At 65.0% G+C, this 19,783-nt stretch carries 17 protein-coding genes; 14 read left to right on the top strand and 3 right to left on the bottom strand.

Features of this window, described 5'->3' with window-relative positions; translation table 11 throughout:
• The first annotated feature begins 1 nt into the window (after position 1).
• Genes nuoL through PSQ40_RS19865 form a run of 5 tightly spaced genes read left to right on the top strand, consistent with a single transcriptional unit; the run spans position 2 to position 5,889 of the window.
• On the top strand, positions 2–2,029 hold the full coding sequence (gene nuoL / locus PSQ40_RS19845; RefSeq protein ID WP_273953619.1) for an NADH-quinone oxidoreductase subunit L: 2,028 nt from the start codon (positions 2–4) through the stop codon (positions 2,027–2,029).
• Positions 2,030–2,042: 13 nt separating this feature from the next.
• Positions 2,043–3,518: an NADH-quinone oxidoreductase subunit M gene (locus tag PSQ40_RS19850; protein ID WP_273953620.1), complete on the top strand. Its 1,476-nt coding sequence runs from the start codon at positions 2,043–2,045 to the stop codon at positions 3,516–3,518.
• Between the two features lie 24 nt (positions 3,519–3,542).
• On the top strand, positions 3,543–5,030 hold the full coding sequence (gene nuoN, locus PSQ40_RS19855) for an NADH-quinone oxidoreductase subunit NuoN (protein ID WP_273953622.1): 1,488 nt from the start codon (positions 3,543–3,545) through the stop codon (positions 5,028–5,030).
• 28 nt (positions 5,031–5,058) lie between these two features.
• A complete protein-coding gene (locus tag PSQ40_RS19860) occupies positions 5,059–5,379 on the top strand; it encodes a DUF2818 family protein (protein WP_273953623.1) in 321 nt (106 codons plus the stop codon).
• Between the two features lie 3 nt (positions 5,380–5,382).
• Positions 5,383–5,889 carry a DUF1178 family protein gene (locus PSQ40_RS19865; protein ID WP_273953624.1) on the top strand — a complete coding sequence of 169 codons (507 nt, stop codon included), beginning with the start codon at positions 5,383–5,385 and terminating at the stop codon, positions 5,887–5,889.
• Between the two features lie 111 nt (positions 5,890–6,000).
• Here PSQ40_RS19865 and PSQ40_RS19870 read toward each other — a convergent pair whose 3' ends face one another.
• Positions 6,001–7,806, bottom strand: a complete 1,806-nt coding sequence (locus PSQ40_RS19870; protein WP_273953625.1) for an ABC transporter transmembrane domain-containing protein — start codon at positions 7,804–7,806, stop codon at positions 6,001–6,003.
• 138 nt (positions 7,807–7,944) lie between these two features.
• Between PSQ40_RS19870 and PSQ40_RS19875 the strand changes: the two genes are divergently transcribed.
• From PSQ40_RS19875 to PSQ40_RS19890, 4 genes are all read left to right on the top strand, one after another.
• Positions 7,945–8,472, top strand: coding sequence for a MarR family winged helix-turn-helix transcriptional regulator (locus tag PSQ40_RS19875; RefSeq protein ID WP_273953626.1), 528 nt, complete (start codon positions 7,945–7,947; stop codon positions 8,470–8,472).
• Between the two features lie 3 nt (positions 8,473–8,475).
• Complete coding sequence (locus PSQ40_RS19880) at positions 8,476–10,041, top strand: efflux transporter outer membrane subunit (RefSeq protein WP_273953627.1); 1,566 nt, start codon at positions 8,476–8,478, stop codon at positions 10,039–10,041.
• A gap of 100 nt (positions 10,042–10,141) precedes the next feature.
• Positions 10,142–11,404 carry an efflux RND transporter periplasmic adaptor subunit gene (locus PSQ40_RS19885; RefSeq protein ID WP_273953628.1) on the top strand — a complete coding sequence of 421 codons (1,263 nt, stop codon included), beginning with the start codon at positions 10,142–10,144 and terminating at the stop codon, positions 11,402–11,404.
• 11 nt (positions 11,405–11,415) lie between these two features.
• Positions 11,416–12,993 carry a DHA2 family efflux MFS transporter permease subunit gene (locus tag PSQ40_RS19890; protein ID WP_273953629.1) on the top strand — a complete coding sequence of 526 codons (1,578 nt, stop codon included), beginning with the start codon at positions 11,416–11,418 and terminating at the stop codon, positions 12,991–12,993.
• Between the two features lie 76 nt (positions 12,994–13,069).
• On the opposite strand, the gene PSQ40_RS19895 is transcribed toward PSQ40_RS19890, so the two are convergent.
• Positions 13,070–14,092, bottom strand: coding sequence for an L-histidine N(alpha)-methyltransferase (locus PSQ40_RS19895; RefSeq protein ID WP_273953630.1), 1,023 nt, complete (start codon positions 14,090–14,092; stop codon positions 13,070–13,072).
• A gap of 468 nt (positions 14,093–14,560) precedes the next feature.
• Between PSQ40_RS19895 and PSQ40_RS19900 the strand changes: the two genes are divergently transcribed.
• The 5 genes from PSQ40_RS19900 to PSQ40_RS19920 all read left to right on the top strand — a co-directional run bounded on the left by PSQ40_RS19900 (position 14,561) and on the right by PSQ40_RS19920 (position 19,269).
• Positions 14,561–15,331 (top strand): ABC transporter ATP-binding protein, encoded by a 771-nt coding sequence (locus PSQ40_RS19900; RefSeq protein ID WP_273953631.1) that lies wholly within the window; start codon positions 14,561–14,563, stop codon positions 15,329–15,331.
• A gap of 13 nt (positions 15,332–15,344) precedes the next feature.
• Entirely contained in the window at positions 15,345–16,073 is a 729-nt protein-coding gene (locus PSQ40_RS19905) for an ABC transporter ATP-binding protein (RefSeq protein ID WP_273953632.1), read from the top strand.
• A gap of 51 nt (positions 16,074–16,124) precedes the next feature.
• The gene (locus PSQ40_RS19910) at positions 16,125–17,321 is read left to right on the top strand and encodes an ABC transporter substrate-binding protein (RefSeq protein ID WP_273953633.1); all 1,197 of its coding nucleotides are present in this window, start codon (positions 16,125–16,127) and stop codon (positions 17,319–17,321) included.
• Between the two features lie 66 nt (positions 17,322–17,387).
• Positions 17,388–18,272, top strand: a complete 885-nt coding sequence (locus PSQ40_RS19915) for a branched-chain amino acid ABC transporter permease (RefSeq protein WP_273953634.1) — start codon at positions 17,388–17,390, stop codon at positions 18,270–18,272.
• Positions 18,273–18,285: 13 nt separating this feature from the next.
• A complete protein-coding gene (locus tag PSQ40_RS19920) occupies positions 18,286–19,269 on the top strand; it encodes a branched-chain amino acid ABC transporter permease (RefSeq protein WP_273953635.1) in 984 nt (327 codons plus the stop codon).
• 111 nt (positions 19,270–19,380) lie between these two features.
• Here PSQ40_RS19920 and PSQ40_RS19925 read toward each other — a convergent pair.
• Positions 19,381–19,783: hypothetical protein (locus PSQ40_RS19925; protein ID WP_273953636.1), on the bottom strand; the 403-nt coding region annotated here is incomplete at its 5' end.

The raw sequence follows: 19,783 nt of genomic DNA on the forward strand, positions 1-19,783 counted from the left end.
CATGAGCGCAACGCTTTCTGCATCCACCCTGCTCGCGGTGCCGTTGGCCCCGCTGGCGGGTTCGTTCCTCGCCGGTGTCCTGGGGACGTCGTTCGCCGGCAATGTGATTGGCCGTCGGGCCACGCACACGCTGGCCATCCTGGGCGTGTTTGTCGCCTTCGTGCTGTCGGCCATGACCTTCTACAGCGTCGTGTTCGAGGGCGCCCGCTTCAATGAAACCCTCTACACCTGGATGGTGGTGGGTGACCTGAAGATGGAAGTCGGTTTCCTGATCGACAGCCTGACCGCCATGATGATGTGCGTCGTGACCTTTGTGTCGCTGATGGTCCACATCTACACCATCGGCTACATGGAAGAAGACGAGGGCTACAACCGCTTCTTCGCCTACATCTCGCTGTTCACCTTCTCCATGCTGATGCTCGTGATGAGCAACAACATGCTGCAGTTGTTCTTCGGCTGGGAAGCCGTGGGCCTGGTGTCCTACCTGCTGATCGGTTTCTGGTTCAACAAGCCGACCGCCATCTTCGCCAACATGAAGGCCTTCCTGGTCAACCGCGTCGGTGACTTCGGCTTCATCCTGGGCATTGGCCTGCTGGCGGCTTACGGCGGCACGCTGAACTACGGCGAAACCTTTGCCAAGGCGGACGAGCTGGCCAAGCTGACCTTCCCCGGCACCGACTGGATGCTGGTCACTGTGGCGTGCATCTGCCTGTTCATTGGCGCCATGGGCAAGTCGGCCCAGTTCCCGCTGCACGTCTGGCTGCCGGATTCGATGGAAGGCCCGACCCCCATCTCCGCGCTGATCCACGCTGCCACGATGGTGACCGCCGGCATCTTCATGGTGGCCCGCATGTCGCCGCTGTTCGAGCTCAGCGACACCGCGCTGAACTTCATCTTGGTGATCGGTTCCATCACGGCCCTGTTCATGGGTTTCCTGGGCATCATCCAGAACGACATCAAGCGCGTGGTGGCCTACTCGACCCTGTCGCAGCTCGGCTACATGACCGTGGCGCTGGGCGCTTCGGCTTACTCGGTGGCTGTGTTCCACCTGATGACCCACGCGTTCTTCAAGGCGCTGCTGTTCCTGGCTGCTGGTTCGGTGATCATGGGCCTGCACCACAACCAAGACATCCGCTGGATGGGTGGCGTGCGCAAGTACATGCCCATCACCTGGATCACCTCGCTGCTGGGCTCGCTGGCCCTGATCGGTACCCCGCTGTTCTCGGGTTTCTACTCGAAGGACAGCATCATCGAAGCAGTGCATGAGAGCCACCTCCCGGCCGCTGGCTTTGCCGAGTTCGCGGTGCTCGCGGGTGTGTTTGTGACGGCGTTCTATTCGTTCCGTCTGTACTTCCTGGTCTTCCATGGCAAGGAACGTTTCGACCAGAACCCGGATGCGCACCACGGTCACGACGACCATGGCCACCACGATGACCACGGTCACCATGAGCCGCACGAATCGCCCTGGGTGGTGACCCTGCCGCTGCTGCTGCTGTCGATCCCCTCGGTGCTGATTGGCTTCTTTGCGATCGAACCGATGCTGTTCGGCGACTTCTTCAAGGGCGTGATCTTTGTGGACGCCGAGAAGCACACGGTCATGAAGGAATTGGCCCACGCCTTCCACGGCCCGGTGGCCATGGCGATCCATGCCTTCAGCACCGCGCCGTTCTGGCTGGCCCTCGCGGGTGTGGCTGTGTCGTACTACATGTACATGATCAACCCAGCGGTGCCGGCGGCCATCAAGCGCGCTTGCCAGCCGATCTACACCTTGCTGGAAAACAAGTACTACCTCGACTGGATCAACGAGAACATCCTCGCCCGCGGCGCCCGTGCACTGGGCACCGGTCTGTGGAAGGGTGGCGATCAAGCCGTCATCGATGGCGCTCTGGTCAATGGTTCCTGGAAGCTGGTGGGTTGGGTCGCTGGCTTGGTGCGCTGGGCTCAGTCCGGCTACATCTATCACTACGCCTTGGTGATGATTCTGGGTGTGTTTGCCTTCATGACGTATTTCGTCTGGCTCAACAAGTAGGAGAAAAACAAAAATGGGTTTGTTGAGTCTTGCAATCTGGACACCGATCGTCTTTGGTGTCGTGCTGCTGGCCCTGGGCCGGGATGAACACGCCAAGGCGGTTCGTTGGATCGCCCTCATCGGCGCCCTGGTCAGCCTGCTGGTGACCTGGCCGCTGTACGACGGCTTCCAACTGGGCACCTCGGCCATGCAGTTTGTTGAAAACGTCTCGTGGATCGAGCGCTTCAACATCCACTACCACCTGGGCCTGGACGGCATCTCGTTCTGGTTCGTGCCGCTGACCGCCTTCATCACCCTGATCGTCGTGATCGCGGGCTGGGAAGTCATCACCGAGCGCGTCAACCAGTACATGGGCGCCTTCCTGATCCTCAGCGGTTTGATGATCGGCGTGTTCACCGCACTGGACGGCATGCTGTTCTACGTGTTCTTCGAAGCCACGCTGATCCCGATGTACCTGATCATCGGGATCTGGGGTGGTCCGAACAAGATCTACGCCGCGTTCAAGTTCTTCCTGTACACCCTGATGGGTTCGCTGCTGACCCTGGTCGCCCTGATTTACCTGTACAGCGCCTCGGGTGGCAGCTTCGACATCCTGACCTGGCACAAGCTGCCGCTGAGCAGCACGGCCCAGACGCTGCTGTTCTTCGCTTTCTTTGCGGCTTTCGCAGTGAAGGTGCCGATGTGGCCGGTGCACACCTGGCTGCCTGATGTGCACGTTGAAGCGCCCACGGGTGGTTCGGCGGTGCTGGCGGCCATCATGCTGAAGCTCGGTGCTTATGGTTTCCTGCGCTTCTCGATGCCCATCGCCCCCGACGCCTCGCGTGAATGGGCTTGGCTGATCATTGCCCTGTCGCTGACTGCGGTGATCTACGTGGGTCTGGTGGCCATGGTGCAGAAGGACATGAAGAAGCTGGTGGCTTACTCGTCCGTGGCGCACATGGGTTTCGTGACCCTGGGTTTCTTCATCTTCAACGACCTCGGCGTGTCCGGTGGTCTGGTGCAGATGATTGCCCACGGCTTCGTGTCGGGCGCCATGTTCCTGAGCATCGGTGTCTTGTACGACCGCGTTCACTCGCGTGAGATCGCCAGCTACGGCGGCGTGGTCAACACCATGCCCAAGTTCGCTGCGTTTGCACTGCTGTTCTCGATGGCCAACTGCGGCCTGCCGGGCACCGCGGGTTTCGTGGGTGAGTGGATGGTGATCCTGGGGGCAGTCAAGGCCAACTTCTGGCTCGGCATGCTGTCGGCCACCGCGCTGATCTTCGGTGCTGCTTACACGCTGTGGATGTTCAAGCGCGTCTACCTGGGTCCGGTGACCAACGATGATGTGCGTGAGCTCAAGGACATCAATGCCCGTGAGTTCCTGATCATGTCGTTGCTGGCCATTGCGGTCCTGTACATGGGCCTGTACCCCAAGCCCTTCACCGATGTGATGAACACCTCAGTCGCCGACCTGCTGCAACACGTGGCCGCGTCCAAGCTGAACTGACCAGACTGATCAGAGAGAAACGAGATGATTGACAAACTCAGTTGGGTCACGACTTACCCGGAACTCATCCTGCTGGTCATGGCCTGCGTGATCGCGCTGTTTGACCTCAGCGTGACCAGCACCCGCCGCACCGCGACCTACGTGCTGACGTTGTTGACGCTGGGCGTGGTGGCCGTCATGCAAGCGATGTACGCCGACAGTGAGCAGACCCTGTACGGTTTTGGTGGCCTGATCGTCAGTGACCCGATGGGCAACTGGCTCAAGTGCTTTGCCACCGTCGCCATGTTTGTGACCCTGGTCTATGGCCGTCCCTACGCGGCCGACCGCGACATGCTGCGCGGTGGCGAGCTGTTCACACTGAGCCTGTTTGCGCTGCTGGGCATGTTCGTGATGATCTCGGGCAACAACTTCCTGATCATCTACCTGGGTCTGGAACTGCTGACCCTGTCGAGCTACGCGCTGGTGGCACTGCGCCGTGACCATGCGACGTCGACCGAAGCCGCCATGAAGTACTTCGTGCTGGGCGCGCTGGCCAGTGGTTTCCTGCTCTATGGCCTGTCGATGATGTACGGCGCCACGGGCTCTCTGGACATCGGTCAAGTCTTCAAGGCGGTGGGTTCGGGTCAAGTCAACCACCAGGTGCTGGTGTTCGGTCTGGTCTTCATCGTGGCCGGTCTTGCCTTCAAGCTGGGGGTGGTGCCTTTCCACATGTGGGTGCCTGACGTCTATCAGGGCGCGCCCACGGCCGTGACCTTGATGATCGGTGGCGCGCCCAAGTTTGCAGCGTTTGCCATCGCGATCCGCCTGCTGGTGGAGGGCCTGCTGCCGCTGGCCATCGACTGGCAGCAAATGCTGGTGGTGCTGTCGGTGGCCTCGCTGCTGGTCGGTAACCTGGTCGGTGTGGTGCAAACCAACCTCAAGCGCCTGCTGGCTTATTCGACCATTTCACAAATGGGCTTCGTGCTGCTGGGCCTGATCCCGGGCGTCGTCGGCGGCACCACCCTGCCGGCGGCCAACGCTTACAGCTCGGCCATGTTCTACGTCGTGACCTACGTGCTGACCACGCTGGCCACCTTCGGCGTGATCCTGCTGCTGGCCCGTGAAGGCTTCGAAAGCGAAGAGATCTCCGACCTCGCAGGCCTGAACCAGCGCAGCCCCTTCTACGCCGCCGTGATGTCGATCTGCCTGTTCTCGATGGCTGGTATCCCGCCGTTGATGGGCTTCTACGCCAAGTTGTCGGTGCTGCAAGCGCTGGTGACCACGGGCGACACGGGCTACACCCTGTTGGCGGTGTTCGCTGTGATCATGTCGCTGATCGGTGCCTTCTACTACCTGCGTGTCGTCAAGGTCATGTACTTCGACCAGCCGCTGACCGCCACCACTGTCTCGGCGCCGGCTGATGTGCGTGTGGTCCTGTCGCTGAACGCTGGTTTGATCCTGGTGCTGGGCCTGCTGCCTGGCGGCCTGATGGCGCTGTGCGCCCGCGCCATCGTGCGCACCCTGGGCTCTTGAGCCCGGGCCCCACCTCAGAGGCCTCGTCTTGAATCAGACTGGTGCCATCTGGCTGGTGATCTTGGCGGCCCTCGTGGCCGCCAATTTGCCTTTTATCAACCACCGCCTGCTGGCGGTGGTGCCGCTTCGGGGGCCCAAGTCCATCTGGTTGCGGGCCCTGGAGTTGGTGTTTTTCTATGCCCTGGCCGGCGCCCTGGGGCGGCTGCTCGAGCAGCAGGCCGGACAGATCGCACCGCAGCGCTGGGAGTTTTACGCCATCACGGCGACGCTGTTCCTGACCTTTGCCTTCCCTGGCTTCGTCTACCGCTACCTGCTCAAACACCGAGGGGCAGGCTCGTCCGCCGCTTGAGCCATGAAAGTGTTCAACCTCCAATGCGAGGGCGGCCACGGTTTCGAGGGGTGGTTTGGCTCTGAGGATGATTTTCAAAGTCAGCTGGCCCGCGGCCTGCTGACCTGTCCCCTGTGCCAAGACCCCCACATTCGCAAGCTGCCTTCGGCACCGCGCCTCAACCTGGGCGCGGCCCGGGCTGAGCCAGCCACGCCGCAGCCGGCGTCGGCGTCCGCGCCCGTGCCGGCACGCCGTGGCGGCAGCTCGGGGCCAGGCGCGGCCGACCTCAGCCCCGCCGAGCGCCAGCGCCTGCAGGCGGCCTGGCTGCAAGTGGCGCGCGAGATTGTGCGCAACACCGAAGATGTGGGGTCGGATTTCGCCGACGAGGCCCGCCGCATGCACCACGGCGAGGCCCCTGAGCGCGGCATCCGTGGCCATGCCACACCCGAGCAGACCGCGGCCTTGCTCGAAGAAGGGGTGCCGGTGCTGCCCTTGCCGCTGCCGGCCGCCGCCAAAGAAACCTTGCAATGACGCGTCGCCCCTGAGGCCTTGGGGTGGTGCCAGCGCCCGGACTGCACTGGCGTCGGGCGGCCATCCCGGGCAGCGGCACCTGGCCCGTGCCGGCGGGGGCCTTGGGCGCCTTCAGTTCAGCAATTGCATCTGCGCAAAGTGGGCGTAGGCGCCGCCCTTGGCAATCAGCGCTTCGTGGCGGCCTTCTTCCACCACACGGCCGTGTTCCAACACCAGGATGCGGTCTGACTTTTGCACCGTGGCCAGGCGGTGGGCGATCACCAGCGTGGTCCGATCGCGTCCGCCGTGCATCGCGGCTTCGAGTGCCGCTTGCACCATTCGCTCGCTCTCCGCATCCAGCGCGCTGGTGGCCTCGTCGAGCAACAGCAAGCGCGGGCGCCGCAGCAAGGCCCGGGCGATCGAGATGCGCTGCTTCTGTCCGCCGCTCAGCCGCACCCCACGCTCCCCGAGGAAGGTGTCGTAGCCTTGGGGCAGGGCGCGGATGAACTCATCGGCAAAGGCCTGTTGGGCGGCGGCTTCCACGTCGGCGTCGCTCGCATCGGGGCAGCCGTAGCGGATGTTCTCACGCGCGCTGCTGGAGAAAATCACCGCGTCTTGCGGCACGATGCCAATCTGAGCCCGCAGGGTTTCCAGGTCCCAATCGGGCAGGGCGACACCGTCGAGCTTGAGCGGGCCGGACTGTTGTGGGTCCAGGTCGTACAGGCGCTGCAGCAACTGGAAGACCGTCGATTTGCCCGCGCCACTGCTGCCGACCAGGGCCACGGTTTCGCCCGGGGCAATGTGCAGCTTCAAGCCACTGAGGGCCGCTTGCTGGGGCCGCGACGGGTAATGGAAGGTCACCCCCTCGAAGTCGATCTCGGCCCCGAGCGCCTGCTGGGCGGGGGGCACGCGGTTGCGGGGACCGGAGACCAGGGCGGGCGGGCTGTGCAGCAACTCCATCAGCCTTTCGGTGGCCCCAGCCGCCCGCAGCAGGTCGCCATAGACCTCGCCCAGCACCGCCGCCGAGCTGGCCAGGATCAGCACGTAAACCACGGTCTGCCCCAGCGCCCCGGCACTCAGGCGGCCTTGCATCACCGCCTGGGTGCCCTGGTACAGGCCCCAGAGCAGCGCCGCACTGGTGGCCATGATCACAAAAGCCACCAGCACCGAGCGTGCGCGGCTGCGGCGCACGGCGGTTTCAAAGGCCATCTGGGTGGCTTGGTTGAAGCGCTCCGCTTCGCGTTGTGTGGCATTGTTGGCCTGCACCGCGGGCACCGCGTTCATCACCTCGGCGGCCACGGCGCTGGCGTCGGCGACCCGGTCCTGGCTGGCCCGCGAGAGGCGCCGCACGCGCCGCCCAAACCACACCGACGGTGCCACGATCAGCAACAGGATCAGCAGCACCTGGCCCATCACCAGCGGGTTGGTCCAGACCAGCACCCCCAGCGCGCCGAGCCCCATCACCGCGTTGCGCAGGCCCATGCTCAGCGACGAGCCCACCACCGTCTGCACCAGGGTGGTGTCGGCCGTCAGGCGCGACAGCACCTCGCCGGTCTGGGTGGTCTCGAAAAAGGCCGGGCTCTGCTTCAGCACATGGGCGTAGACGGCATTGCGCAGGTCGCTGGTGATGCGTTCGCCCAGCCAGCTGACGGTGTAGAAGCGAGCCGCAGAGAACACGGCCAGCGCCGCCGCCACCCCAAACAGGGCCAGAAAGTGGTCGGCCAGCGCCATCGCCTGGGCCTCGCGCTGGGCCGGGACCAGCCCGCCATCAATCAGTTGGCGCAAGGCCAGCGGAAACGCCAGGGTGGAGCCCGCCGCCAGCAGCAGGAACAACAGCGCCAGACCGATTTGAAAGCGGTAGGGCTGCAAAAACGGTTTCAGGCCAGACAGCGAGCGTGGCGAGGCCTTGGCCGGCGAGGTGGGAGCAGCGGGGTTCATGGCAGCAAGGATAGGGCAGGTTGAGGGTGGGGGGCCGCAGGGCCCTGGCTTGAAGGTGGGGCGGGGGAGGGCAACTACAAGGCTTCCATGGCAATCATAGCCTTGACAATGATTGCCTAGGCAATTAATATTCAACCTATGACTTCTGAAACCCCGTCCCAGGACCTGGCGCAGATCCCCAGTTTCTACCGGGCCGACGGCTACACCGGTCAGGTCAGCGTGGGCTACACCATGCGTCAGATCGTTCGGCTGCTGGGCCTCGAAATCGACCGCCGCATGGAGCCCCACGGCTTGACCAACGCGCAGTGGCTGCCCTTGGTCAAGCTGCACACCCACGCCGGCTCGTGTGGCGTGGCCGAGTTGGCACGCACCTGCCAGCTCGACACGGGGGCCATGACCCGCCTGCTGGACCGGCTGGAAAGCAAAGGCCTGTGCCGTCGCGAGCGCTCGGTGTCCGACCGCCGCGTGGTGCACCTGAACCTCACCCCCGAAGGCGTCCAGGCGGCGGCGGTCATCCCCGAGGTGCTCAGTGAGCTTCAGAACGCCGCACTGGCTGGCTTTTCGGAAGCCGAGTGGCTTCAGCTCTGCCAATTTCTCCAGCGCATTCTCAAGAACGCCGAAGGCCTGTCCTCCCAGGCCGAGGCGGGTACTGCCAAGGACCTTTGATCCATGACTTCATCCACACCGCGGGGGACCCGAACAGCCCCCCGTTTTTGGCGTTTGAGCAGCCTGGCCGTGGTGGCCAGCCTGGCCTTGTCGGCGTGTGCCGACTTCTCCGGCATCCAGAGCCGCGGCACCCTGCGTCCCGCCTCCACGCTGGGCCTGGACAGCCAGACCACGTCGGTGGCCCCCCCGTGGGCGCGGCAGGATTGGTGGACCCAGTACGGTGACGCCCAACTCAACAGCCTGTTGACCCAGGCGTTGGCGGGCAACCCCAGCCTGCAGCAGGCCAGCCTGCGCCTGGAGCGTGCGCAAGCCCTGGCTGGGGGCTCCGAGGCTGCCTTGTTGCCCCAGGTGGGGGCGGTGGCTGACCTCAGCCGCGACCTCTACACCAGCAACGGCCTGTACCCCAAACCGCTGGCAGGCAGTGTGCGCAGCATGGGCACTCTGCAGGCGTCGGGCTCCTGGGAGCTGGACTTTTTTGGCAAGAACCGCGCGGCGCTCGACGCGGCGCTGGGGGCGGTGCAGGCCGCCGCAGCCGACGCCCAGGCGGCCCGCCTGTTGCTGGCCAGCCAGGTGCTGCGCACCTATTTCCAGTGGGCCCGCCAAGGGCAGCAACTGGCCGTGGCGCAGCGCACCCTCGAGCAGCGCGAAGAAATGCTGGGGCTGGTGCAATCCCGCCTGAAAGCGGGACTGGACACCCAATTGGAGCTGCGCCAGAGCCAGGGCAGCCTGCCCGACGCGCGCTTGCAGATCGAAGCGCTGCAAGAGCAAATCGGCCTGACCCGCAACGCCCTGGCCGCCCTGGTGGGCGACCCGGCCCTGGCCCCGCGCCTGGTCCAGCCGGTGTTGCCCGAGCAGATCAGCGCCGACGTCCCGGCCCAGGTCCCCGTCAACCTGGTGGGGCAGCGCGCCGATGTGGTGGCTGCCCGCTGGCGGGTCGAAGCGGCCAGCCGCGACACCGACACCGCCCGCGCCCAGTTCTACCCGAACATCAATCTGAAGGCCTATGTGGGCTTGTCGGCTTTTGGGTTCTCCAATGTGCTCAAGTCCAGCAGCGAACAGGCCGGGGTGTCGCCCGCACTGAGCCTGCCGATTTTTGAAGGTGGCCGCTTGCGGGCCAACCTGAAAGCCAAGACCGCCGATCTGGACAGCGCCATCGCCGCTTACAACGGCGCGGTGTTGGAGGCCGTGCACGACGTGTCGGACCAGTTGCTGCTGAGCGAGTCCCTGTGGCGCCAGCAAGCGCTGCAGCACTCGGCCCGCCAGGCCGCCGAAGACGCCTATGCGATTGCGCGTCAGCGCTACCAGGCGGGACTGGGCACCTACCTGCAGGTGCTGAGCGCCGAGACCCAGGTGCTGGCCCAGCGCCGGGCCAGCGTCGACCTGGCCGCCCGCACGGTGGACACCCAGGTGGCGCTGTGGCGCGCACTGGGCGGTGGCTGGACCCCGCAGACCGTGGCCGTGGCGCCCCAGGGGGCGGTGGCGTCTGGCTTGATGGCCGTGCAGTCGGCCTTGGCCGGGCCTCGCTCGGCACCGGCGGTGGCGCCGAATGGCCCGCCCGCAGTGCCCTGACCCCGTGCCTGGCGTGCCTGCCACCCACCGCCAGAACCTTCGACTCAGCAGACCTCTTTGATGAGCGGCCCGAGCGCCGCACTCCGCGACAGGATTGAACATGAACCACCCCGAGCCAAAGCCCGCCCACCCCACGGCCAGCCCGTCCACCCACCCGCGACGCCAAGGCCTGATGGCCATCGCCGCCGTCGTCGTGCTGGCCGGTGCCGGCTGGGCCGCCTACGAATGGACCGTGGCCCGGCACTACGAAAGCACCGACAACGCCTATGTCCAAGGCAATCTGATCCAGATCACGCCACAAATCAATGGCACGGTCACGGCCTTGCTGGCCGATGACACCGACTTTGTGAAGGCTGGCCAGCCGCTGGTCAAGCTGGACCCCACCGACGCGCGCGTGGCGCTGGACCAGGCCGAGGCCAACCTGGCCCAGACGGTGCGCCAGGTGCGCACGCTGTACGCCAACAACAGCGCCCTGGAAGCCCAGGTCAGGCTGCGTGAGACCGAGGTCAGTAAGGCCCAGATCGAGATCGACCGCGCCACCGACGACCTGAACCGCCGCCAGGCCTTGACCGGCAATGGCGCGGTGTCGCGCGAGGAACTGGCCCACTCGCAGACCCAGCTGGCCCAGGCCCGCTCGGCGCTGGCGTCGGCGCAAGCGGGCGTGGCGGCCGCGCGGGAGCAGCTCAGCAGCAACCAGGCGATGACCGAGGGCGCCTCCCTCGAAGCTCACCCCAGTGTGCTGGCCGCCGCCGCCAAGCTGCGCGAAGCCTTCCTGGCCTCGCGCCGCGCGGCCTTGCCGGCACCGGTCGATGGCTATGTGGCCAAGCGCACCGTGCAACTGGGCCAGCGCGTCAGCGCCGGTGCGCCGCTGATGTCGGTGGTGCCGCTGAACCAACTGTGGGTGGATGCCAATTTCAAGGAAGGCCAGCTGCGCCACATTCGCCTGGGCCAACCCGTCAAACTGACCGCCGACCTGTGGGGCGAGAAGGTCGAGTACAGCGGCAAGGTGGCCGGTTTGGGCGTGGGCACGGGGGCGGCCTTTGCGCTGCTGCCCGCGCAGAATGCCACCGGCAACTGGATCAAGGTGGTGCAGCGCGTGCCGGTGCGGGTGCTGCTGAACCCCGAGGAACTCGCTGCGCACCCGCTGCGCATTGGCTTGTCGATGGAAGCCACCGTCGATGTCCGCCAGCAGGACGGGCCGAGCCTGGCCGAAGCCCCACGCGACGGTGCCGCGGTGCAGACCCAGGTCTACACCGTGTCCGATGACGAGGCCTCGGCGCTGGTCAACCGCGTCATCTCGGCCCACGCGGGTCGCCCGGTGCGCCTGGCCGCTGCGCGCACGGGCGTCGCCAGCACCCACTGAGCAGGTTCACCATGTCCCAAGCACCTGCTGCCGGGCCTGCCGCTTATGTGCCGCCGCCGCCCTTGACGGGCTCGGCCCGCACCTGGGGCACGATCGCATTGTCGGCCGCCACCTTCATGAATGTGCTCGACACCTCGATCGCCAACGTGTCCCTGCCGGCCATGGCGGGTGACCTGGGCGTCAGCCCCAACCAGGGCACCTGGGTGATCACCAGCTTTGCCGTGGCCAACGCGATCGCCGTGCCCTTGACGGGCTGGTTGTCCCAGCGCGTGGGGCAGGTGCGCCTGTTCGTGCTGAGCGTGCTGTTGTTTGTGCTGGCCTCCTGGCTGTGCGGCCTGGCCCCGAACATGACGACCCTGATCGCCTTTCGGGCCCTGCAAGGCTTTGTGGCCGGGCCGATGATTCCCTTGTCGCAAGGGCTGCTGTTGTCCAGCTACCCGCGCGCATTGGCGGGGCTGGCGATGGCCATGTGGTCCATGACCACCCTGGTGGCCCCGGTGATGGGGCCCTTGCTCGGTGGCTGGATCACCGACAACCTGTCCTGGCCCTGGATCTTCTACATCAACATCCCCGTCGGCCTGCTGGCCGCGGGCGTGGCCTGGAGCCTGTACCGCCAGCGTGAGACCCCGACCCGGCAGTTGCCGATCGACTCGGTGGGCCTGGCGCTGCTGGTGCTGTGGGTCGGCGCGATGCAGGTCGCGCTGGACATCGGCAAGGAGAACGACTGGTTCCAGTCCAACCTGGTGGTGGCGCTGGCCGTGGTGGCCGCGGTGGGGCTGGCGGTCTTCCTGGTCTGGGAGTTGACCGACAAGCACCCGGTGGTGGATCTGGCCTTGTTCAAGCAGCGCAACTTCTGGGCGGGCGCACTGGCCATGTCGGTGGGCTACGGACTGTTCTTTGGCAACGTGGTGTTGCTGCCGCTGTGGCTGCAGCAGTTCATGGGCTACACCGCCACGCAGGCGGGCATGGTCATGGCACCGGTGGGCTTGCTGGCCCTGGTCTTGTCGCCCTGGGTGGGCAAGAACCTGAGCCGCTTCGACCCGCGCAAGTTCGCGTCAGTGGCGTTCCTGGTGTTCGCCCTGGTGCTGTGGATGCGTTCGCGCTTCAACACCCAGGCCGATCTGGCCACCATCATGGTGCCGACCGTGGTGCAGGGGGTGGCGATGGCGTTCTTCTTCATTCCGCTGGTCACCATCACCTTGTCGGGCATCTCGCCGGAACGCATCCCGGCGGCGTCGGGTTTGTCCAACTTTGTGCGCATCACCGCGGGGGCCTTTGGCACCTCGATCGCCACCACCGCCTGGGAAACCCGCGCGGCCTTGCACCACGCGCAATTGGTGGAGTCCATCCAGAACGGCCACGGGCCGGCGATGCTGGCCTTGCAGGGCCTGTCGTCGGCGGGCTTGAGCCCCGAGCAGGCACTGGCGCAGGTCAACCGCCTGGTCGATCAGCAGGCTTTCATGTTGGCCGCCAATGACGTCTTCATGGTGTCGGCCTGGGTCTTTCTGGCGCTGATTCCGCTGGTGTGGTTGTCCCACCCGCTGCCGTCCAGTGCGGGCGGCAGCGAAGCTGCCGCAGGCGCCCACTGAGTGGCCCTGCGCCCACCGGTGGGCGCGGTCTGGTGGCGGCCAGGCGCTCGGCGTGCCGGGGCAGGGCAGGGTGGCGTCAGGCCGGTGGGGCCTGCAGCCAGCAGACGACGATGCGGCTTTGCGGGTCTTGCCAGCACGGCCCGGGCGAAAAACCCGCCAGTCGGGCCAGGCTTTGCAGGCCCTCGGCGCTCCAGGGGTGGCTGCGCCAGGTGTGGATGGGTTCGTCGGCTTGCAGCGTCAGCTCGATGCGTTGCTCGCCTTGGCCCAGCACCCAGGTCCGTTGGGTCGGGCTGACCAGTTGCAACTGCACGGTGGCGTCCGCGGCCTGCCAGTGCACCTGGTGGCGGAACCCCCGCAGATCGCCTTGCAAGCCCAACTCGCGCTGGCAGCGTTTCAAGGCATTGAGGTTGAAGCTGGCCATCAAGCCATGGCCATCCTGGTAAGCCCGCTTCAGCAAATCAGGCTCGTGGACCTGGTCCACCGTGGCCAGCAAGGCGCCGCCGCGCAGGGCGTCGGCAAGGTGGCGCAGCACCTCCAGGCGCTGCCCCGGGGCCACGGCGGCCAGCGCCGCTGCACCCACCACACCCATGCGCCGCGCGGCTTGCGGGTGCTTGGGCGGCAACGGGTGTGCGTCCGACAGGTCGTGCACCAGCGGCTGCACCGCCAGTCGGGGGTAGTCGTGCTGCAGCCCGGCGGACTGGGCCTGCAGGTGCTGGGCCGAGAGGTTGATCGGCAGGTAGCGCACTGGCTGATCGGTTTCTTCGATCAGGCGCCGAATCACCCGCATGGTGCTGGCGCCCCATTCGACCAGCTCCGGGCACGGGCCCATGCGCCGTGCGATCTCTCCCGCATGGGCATGCACGACGCTGAGTTCGGTGCGGGCCTGATAACAGTCGGGCGACTCGGTGGCGCGGTCGAACAGGGTGCAACCTGCCAGGTCAAACAGGTAGCGCCCGGGCACCCGGCGTGGCGACTGCTGCAGGCCCTGCAAGGTCTCGGCCAGCAAGGCCGGCGGCGCCGGGTCAGGCGACAGCGGGCTCACCGCCCAGGGCAGGGGGGCGTTGGGCAGCGACCGGTGGGCGCTGTTCCATTGGTGCATGGGGCCGACTTGGGCCATGGCCTGCCTCGGCTCTCAAGGGGGTGAGGGCCGCAGGGCTGCCGGCTTGGGCGCAACGGCGGGCAGGCTGCCAGGTGAGCGTGTTCTCGGTTGGCTGGGGGGCATGGGTCTGTGGTGCATGGGGCTCCTCCTGCGCGATCCGGCTCTGTGGCCGGCTGCGCGACACAAACCACCATATCGGAAAGCGCGTGCTCCCCGTATGCGGGCTAACGCTGGGGTGTTGTTGTGGGGCTGCATGTCGGCGCTGATCGCGTGTGGAGCGACCGGCCCAAGCCAAGGTTTGTGCGGTGTCTTGGGGCCTGGTGTCCGGTTGGCGTCAGGTCTAGGCATTTGCCCCAGTATCCCCGGCCAGTGGCCGCCCGTAGCATGAAATGAATCGCTGGCCTGGCGACCTCTGCTGGGCTTCCTTGTCCCCAACCGCATCAAACCCGCCGGAGCGCCCCTGAGACGATGAGTGACATCATTCTGCAAACGCAACAGCTCACCAAAGAGTTCAAGGGCTTCACGGCGGTCAGTCAGGTCAATCTGTCCGTGCAGCGCGGTTCCATCCATGCGCTGATCGGCCCCAACGGGGCGGGCAAGACCACCTGCTTCAACCTGCTGACCAAGTTCCTCGAGCCCAGTTCGGGGACCATCCTGTTCAACGGCGTCGACATCACCCGGGAGCGCCCGGCGCAGATTGCGCGCCGCGGCATCATCCGCTCGTTCCAGATCTCGGCCGTGTTCCCGCACCTGACCTTGCTGGAGAACGTGCGCCTGGGGCTGCAGCGCAGCCTGGGCACCAGCTACCACTTCTGGCGCAGCGAACGCACGCTACACCAGCTCAACGACCGCGCGCTCGCGCTGCTCGCCGAAGTGGGTCTCGAAGACATGGCCGATGAGGTCACGGTGAACCTGCCTTACGGCCGCAAGCGTGCGCTCGAGATCGCCACCACGCTGGCGATGGAGCCCGAGCTGATGCTGCTCGACGAGCCCACCCAGGGCATGGGGCACGAGGACGTGCACCGTGTCACCCAGCTGATCAAGAAAGTCTCCGCGGGGCGCACCATCCTGATGGTCGAACACAACATGAGCGTGATCTCCAACATCGCCGACACCATCACCGTGCTGCAACGCGGTGCGGTGCTGGCCGAAGGGCCTTACGCAGAGGTGTCGCGCAACCCCTTGGTGATGGAGGCCTACATGGGCACCACCGACGGGCAACTGCAGGGGGCGCACTGAGATGGCCACCCCCATGAAACCCAACACAAACACCCAGACGCCAGCGCTGCAGATCAGCGGCCTGCAGGCCTGGTACGGCGAATCCCATGTGCTGCATGGGGTGGACATGGTGGTCCGCCCTGGCGAGGTGGTGACCCTGCTGGGGCGCAACGGCGCCGGCCGCACCACCACCATGCGCGCCATCATGGGTTTGACCGGCAGCCGAAAAGGCTCGTTGAAGATCAATGGCGTCGAAACGATTGGCCTGCCCACCCACCGCATCGCCCACCTGGGCGTGGGCTACTGCCCCGAAGAGCGCGGCATCTTCTCCAGCCTGTCCTGCGAGGAAAACCTGCTGTTGCCACCGCGGCTCAAGGGCACGTCCGAGGGCATGTCGGTGGACGAGATCTACGCCATGTTCCCCAACCTCGCCGAGCGGCGCCACAGCCAGGGCACGCGCCTGTCCGGTGGCGAGCAGCAGATGCTGGCGGTGGCGCGCATCCTGCGCACCGGGGCCCGTTTGCTGTTGCTCGACGAAATCTCCGAAGGCCTGGCCCCTGTCATCGTGCAGGCCCTGGCCCGAATGATCACCACCTTGCGCCAGAAGGGCTACACCGTGGTGATGGTGGAGCAGAACTTTCGTTTTGCCGCCCCGCTGGCCGATCGCTTCTATGTGATGGAGCACGGTCAGATGGTCGAGCAGTTCAGTGCCTCCGAACTGGACGCCAAGATGCCCGTGCTCAACGAGTTGCTGGGCGTTTGAGCCCCCGTGTTACCCCCTTCTCGATTCTGATTTTTCTAACAGGAGACCTCCATGACAAGCAAACTCACCCTGCTGGCAACCTTGTTGGCTGCGGCGGGCTTTGGTGCCACCTCGGCCCAGGCGCAAGACAAGGTCAAGATCGGTTTCATCACCGACATGTCGAGCTTGTACGCCGACGTCGAGGGCAAGAACGGCGCCATGGCCATCCAGATGGCCATTGACGATTTCGGCGGCAAGGTCAACGGCATGCCGATCGAGCTGTTGACGGCCGATCACCAAAACAAGGCCGACATCGCCGCCTCCAAGGCGCGTGAATGGATCGACACCCAGGGCTTGACCATGGTGTTCGGTGGCACCAACTCGGGCACCGCCCTGGCGATTGCCAAGGTCGCCTCCGAGAAGAAGCGCGTCTACGTGAACAACGGCGCGGCCAGCTCGGCGCTGACCAATGAGCAATGCACCCCCTACACCGTGCACTACGCCTACGACACCGTGGCCCTGGCCAAGGGCACCGGCGGGGCCGTGGTCGATGGCGGTGGCAAGAGCTGGTTCATGCTGACCGCTGACTATGCCTTCGGTCATGCGCTGGAGGCCGACACCAGTGCGGTGGTCAAGGCCAAGGGCGGTCAGGTGGTGGGCGGCGTGCGTCACCCGCTCAATGCCTCGGACTTCTCGTCCTTCCTGTTGCAAGCGCAAAGCTCCAAGGCCCAGATCCTGGGTCTGGCCAACGCCGGTGGGGACACCATCAACTCGATCAAGGCGGCCAAGGAGTTCGGCATCGGCAAGACCATGAAGCTCGCCGGTCTGCTGATCTTCATCTCCGACGTCCACAGCCTGGGCCTGAAGAACACTGAAGGCCTGCTGTTCACGACGCCCTGGTACTGGGACCTGAACGACGAAACGCGCAAGTTCGCCGCGCGCTTCTTTGAGAAGGCCAAGCGCATGCCGACCGAAATCCAGGCCGCCGACTACTCGGCCACGATGAACTACCTCAAGGCCGTGCAAGCTGCCAAGACCACCGATGCCGACAAGGTCATGGAAACCTGGCGCGGCATGAAGATGAACGACTTCTTCGCCTCCGGCCAATTGCGCGCTGACGGCCGCTATGTGCACGACATGTACCTGATGCAGGTCAAGTCGCCTGGCGAGTCGACCAAGCCCTGGGACTACTACAAGCTGGTCAAGAAGCTCCCGGGCGACCAGGTCTTCACGACCAAGGCCGAATCCAAGTGCGCTCTCTGGAAGTAATGCCTTGATGCGCAGGGGCCGCCCCGTGCGGCCCTGCTTCACCGTCTGCTCACCGCCAATCACGCTATGGAAATCTTCGGAGTCTCTTTACCGGCCATGATGAGCCAGCTCCTGTTGGGGCTGGTCAACGGGTCTTTCTATGCCATCTTGAGCCTGGGCTTGGCGGTGATCTTTGGTTTGCTCAACGTCATCAACTTCGCCCACGGGGCCCTGTTCATGATGGGCGCCATCCTGACCTGGATGGGCATGACGTACTTCAACATCAGCTACTGGGTCATGCTGATCGCCGCGCCGGTGATCGTGGGCGCGTTTGGCGTGCTGATCGAACGCTTGCTGCTGCGTTGGATCTACAAACTTGACCACCTCTACGGCCTGTTGCTGACGCTCGGGCTGACGCTGCTCATCGAGGGGGCGTTCCGCTCGGTGTACGGGGTGTCGGGCTTGGGCTACGACACGCCTGACCAGTTGGTGGGCGCCACCAACCTGGGCTTCATGATGTTGCCCAACTACCGTGCCTGGGTGGTGGTGGCCTCGGTGGTGGTTTGCATCGCGACCTGGTTCGTGATCGAGAAGACCCGGCTCGGTGCTTATTTGCGGGCGGGCACCGAGAACCCCCGCCTGGTCGAAGCCTTCGGCATCAACGTGCCCCTGATGGTCACGCTGACCTACGGCTTCGGCGTGGCACTGGCGGCCTTTGCCGGGGTGCTGGCAGCCCCGGTGATCCAAGTCACGCCACTGATGGGGCAGAACCTCATCATCGTGGTGTTCGCGGTGGTGGTGATTGGCGGCATGGGCTCCATCATGGGCTCCATCCTCACCGGCCTGGGCCTGGGCATCATCGAAGGGTTCACCAAGGTGTTCTACCCCGAAGCGTCTTCCACAGTGGTGTTCGTGATCATGGTCATCGTTCTTTTGATTCGCCCCGCCGGCCTGTTCGGCAAAGAGAAATAAGGGGCCCTACAACATGAACAAGTCTTTTCTGGGTTACGGCCTGTTGCTGCTGGGCCTGCTGGTGGCGCCGTTCTTTGGCGCTTACCCGGTGTTTGTGATGAAGCTCATGTGCTTCGCGCTGTACGCCTCGGCCTTCAACCTGCTGCTGGGTTACACCGGTCTGCTGTCGTTTGGCCACGCGGCGTTTCTGGGAGGCGCCGCTTACTTGTGCGGTCATGCCATCAAGGTCTGGGGCCTGACCCCTGAATTGGGGCTGCTGTTTGGCACCGCAGGGGGCTGCTTGTTGGGCTGGGTGTTCGGCATCCTGGCCATCCGCCGCCAAGGCATCTATTTCTCGATGATCACGCTGGCCCTGGCGCAGATGCTGTTCTTCATTTGCCTGCAGGCCCCGTTCACCGGCGGCGAGGACGGCATGCAAGGCGTGCCCCGGGGCCGCCTGTTCGGTGTGGTCGATCTGCAGAACGACCTGGTCATGTACTACGTGGCGCTGGTGATCGTGGCCTTGGCTTTCCTGTTGGTGGTGCGGGTCATCCATTCACCGTTCGGCCAGGTGCTCAAGGGCATCAAGGAAAACGAGCCCCGCGCCATCTCGCTGGGCTACGACACTCAGCGCTTCAAGCTGCTGGCGTTTGTACTGTCCGCTGGATTGGCCGGTCTGGCGGGGGCCTTGAAGACCGTGGTGCTTGGTTTTGCCACCCTCAGTGATGTGCACTGGACCAATTCGGGCACCGTCATCTTGATGACCCTGGTGGGGGGCTTGGGCACTTTGTCGGGGCCGTTGCTGGGTTCGGCGGTGGTCGTCCTGCTGGAGAACAAGCTCGGTGAGATCGGCAACGTCCTGGCGGGTCTCAGTGGCATCGACTGGTTCAAGACCCTGGGCGAGTCGGTCACCATGGTCACAGGGCTCATCTTTGTGATCTGCGTGCTGGCATTCCGACGCGGCATCATGGGCGAGATCGTCGTGCTCAAGGAGCGCTTGATGGGCAAGCAGAAGTAGGGCGGCGGCTGCCTTGGGTGCTGGTCCCTGGTGACAGGGCGGCGCCCGGGGCCGCCTTTTGTCTGGGCGCCTTGTCCGGGTGGGCACTGGGGGGGCGCTTGCTGGTATGCATCAGGCGATGCTGGCTTGCTTGGGTTGGCGGTCGATGCCCAGCCAAGGCGTGGTGGCGAGGCGCTCACGCCTTTGGACAGCATGAGCAGCTGAGGTGGTTCGCTGACGATGAAGCGGTCCGTCGCAAAATTTTGCCGTTTGTCGTTCGGCTGTCATTTTTTGTGTATACTTGCGGGCTCGACTGATGAAACAGTCCTTCTGGTAGCGGCTTCGGTTGCTGCTGGTGGTTGGCAAGTTCGGCGGTGGGTTGGCTCTTTGGGTTGATCTGGTTGCTGAAGGCGCTGAGAGAAAAAAGTCTTCTTCGAGTTGACTGTGCTGCAAAAAGCGGTATATAATTCGAGGCTCTGCTGAAAACGCAGTGACTGACAAGCGGTGAGTTGGTTGGGGTTGCAAGACTTTGATT

The sequence above is a fragment of the Curvibacter cyanobacteriorum genome (genome assembly GCF_028649475.1).
Lineage (GTDB): Bacteria > Pseudomonadota > Gammaproteobacteria > Burkholderiales > Burkholderiaceae_C > Curvibacter > Curvibacter cyanobacteriorum.

Coding starts and splice junctions, on each gene's coding strand:
- nuoL (WP_273953619.1), top strand. CDS start 2: ATGAGCGCAACGCTTTCTGCATCCACCCTGCTCGCGGTGCCGTTGGCC.
- PSQ40_RS19850 (WP_273953620.1), top strand. CDS start 2,043: ATGGGTTTGTTGAGTCTTGCAATCTGGACACCGATCGTCTTTGGTGTC.
- nuoN (WP_273953622.1), top strand. CDS start 3,543: ATGATTGACAAACTCAGTTGGGTCACGACTTACCCGGAACTCATCCTG.
- PSQ40_RS19865 (WP_273953624.1), top strand. CDS start 5,383: ATGAAAGTGTTCAACCTCCAATGCGAGGGCGGCCACGGTTTCGAGGGG.
- PSQ40_RS19870 (WP_273953625.1), bottom strand. CDS start 7,806: ATGAACCCCGCTGCTCCCACCTCGCCGGCCAAGGCCTCGCCACGCTCG.
- PSQ40_RS19875 (WP_273953626.1), top strand. CDS start 7,945: ATGACTTCTGAAACCCCGTCCCAGGACCTGGCGCAGATCCCCAGTTTC.
- PSQ40_RS19880 (WP_273953627.1), top strand. CDS start 8,476: ATGACTTCATCCACACCGCGGGGGACCCGAACAGCCCCCCGTTTTTGG.
- PSQ40_RS19885 (WP_273953628.1), top strand. CDS start 10,142: ATGAACCACCCCGAGCCAAAGCCCGCCCACCCCACGGCCAGCCCGTCC.
- PSQ40_RS19890 (WP_273953629.1), top strand. CDS start 11,416: ATGTCCCAAGCACCTGCTGCCGGGCCTGCCGCTTATGTGCCGCCGCCG.
- PSQ40_RS19895 (WP_273953630.1), bottom strand. CDS start 14,092: ATGCACCAATGGAACAGCGCCCACCGGTCGCTGCCCAACGCCCCCCTG.
- PSQ40_RS19900 (WP_273953631.1), top strand. CDS start 14,561: ATGAGTGACATCATTCTGCAAACGCAACAGCTCACCAAAGAGTTCAAG.
- PSQ40_RS19905 (WP_273953632.1), top strand. CDS start 15,345: ATGAAACCCAACACAAACACCCAGACGCCAGCGCTGCAGATCAGCGGC.
- PSQ40_RS19910 (WP_273953633.1), top strand. CDS start 16,125: ATGACAAGCAAACTCACCCTGCTGGCAACCTTGTTGGCTGCGGCGGGC.
- PSQ40_RS19915 (WP_273953634.1), top strand. CDS start 17,388: ATGGAAATCTTCGGAGTCTCTTTACCGGCCATGATGAGCCAGCTCCTG.
- PSQ40_RS19920 (WP_273953635.1), top strand. CDS start 18,286: ATGAACAAGTCTTTTCTGGGTTACGGCCTGTTGCTGCTGGGCCTGCTG.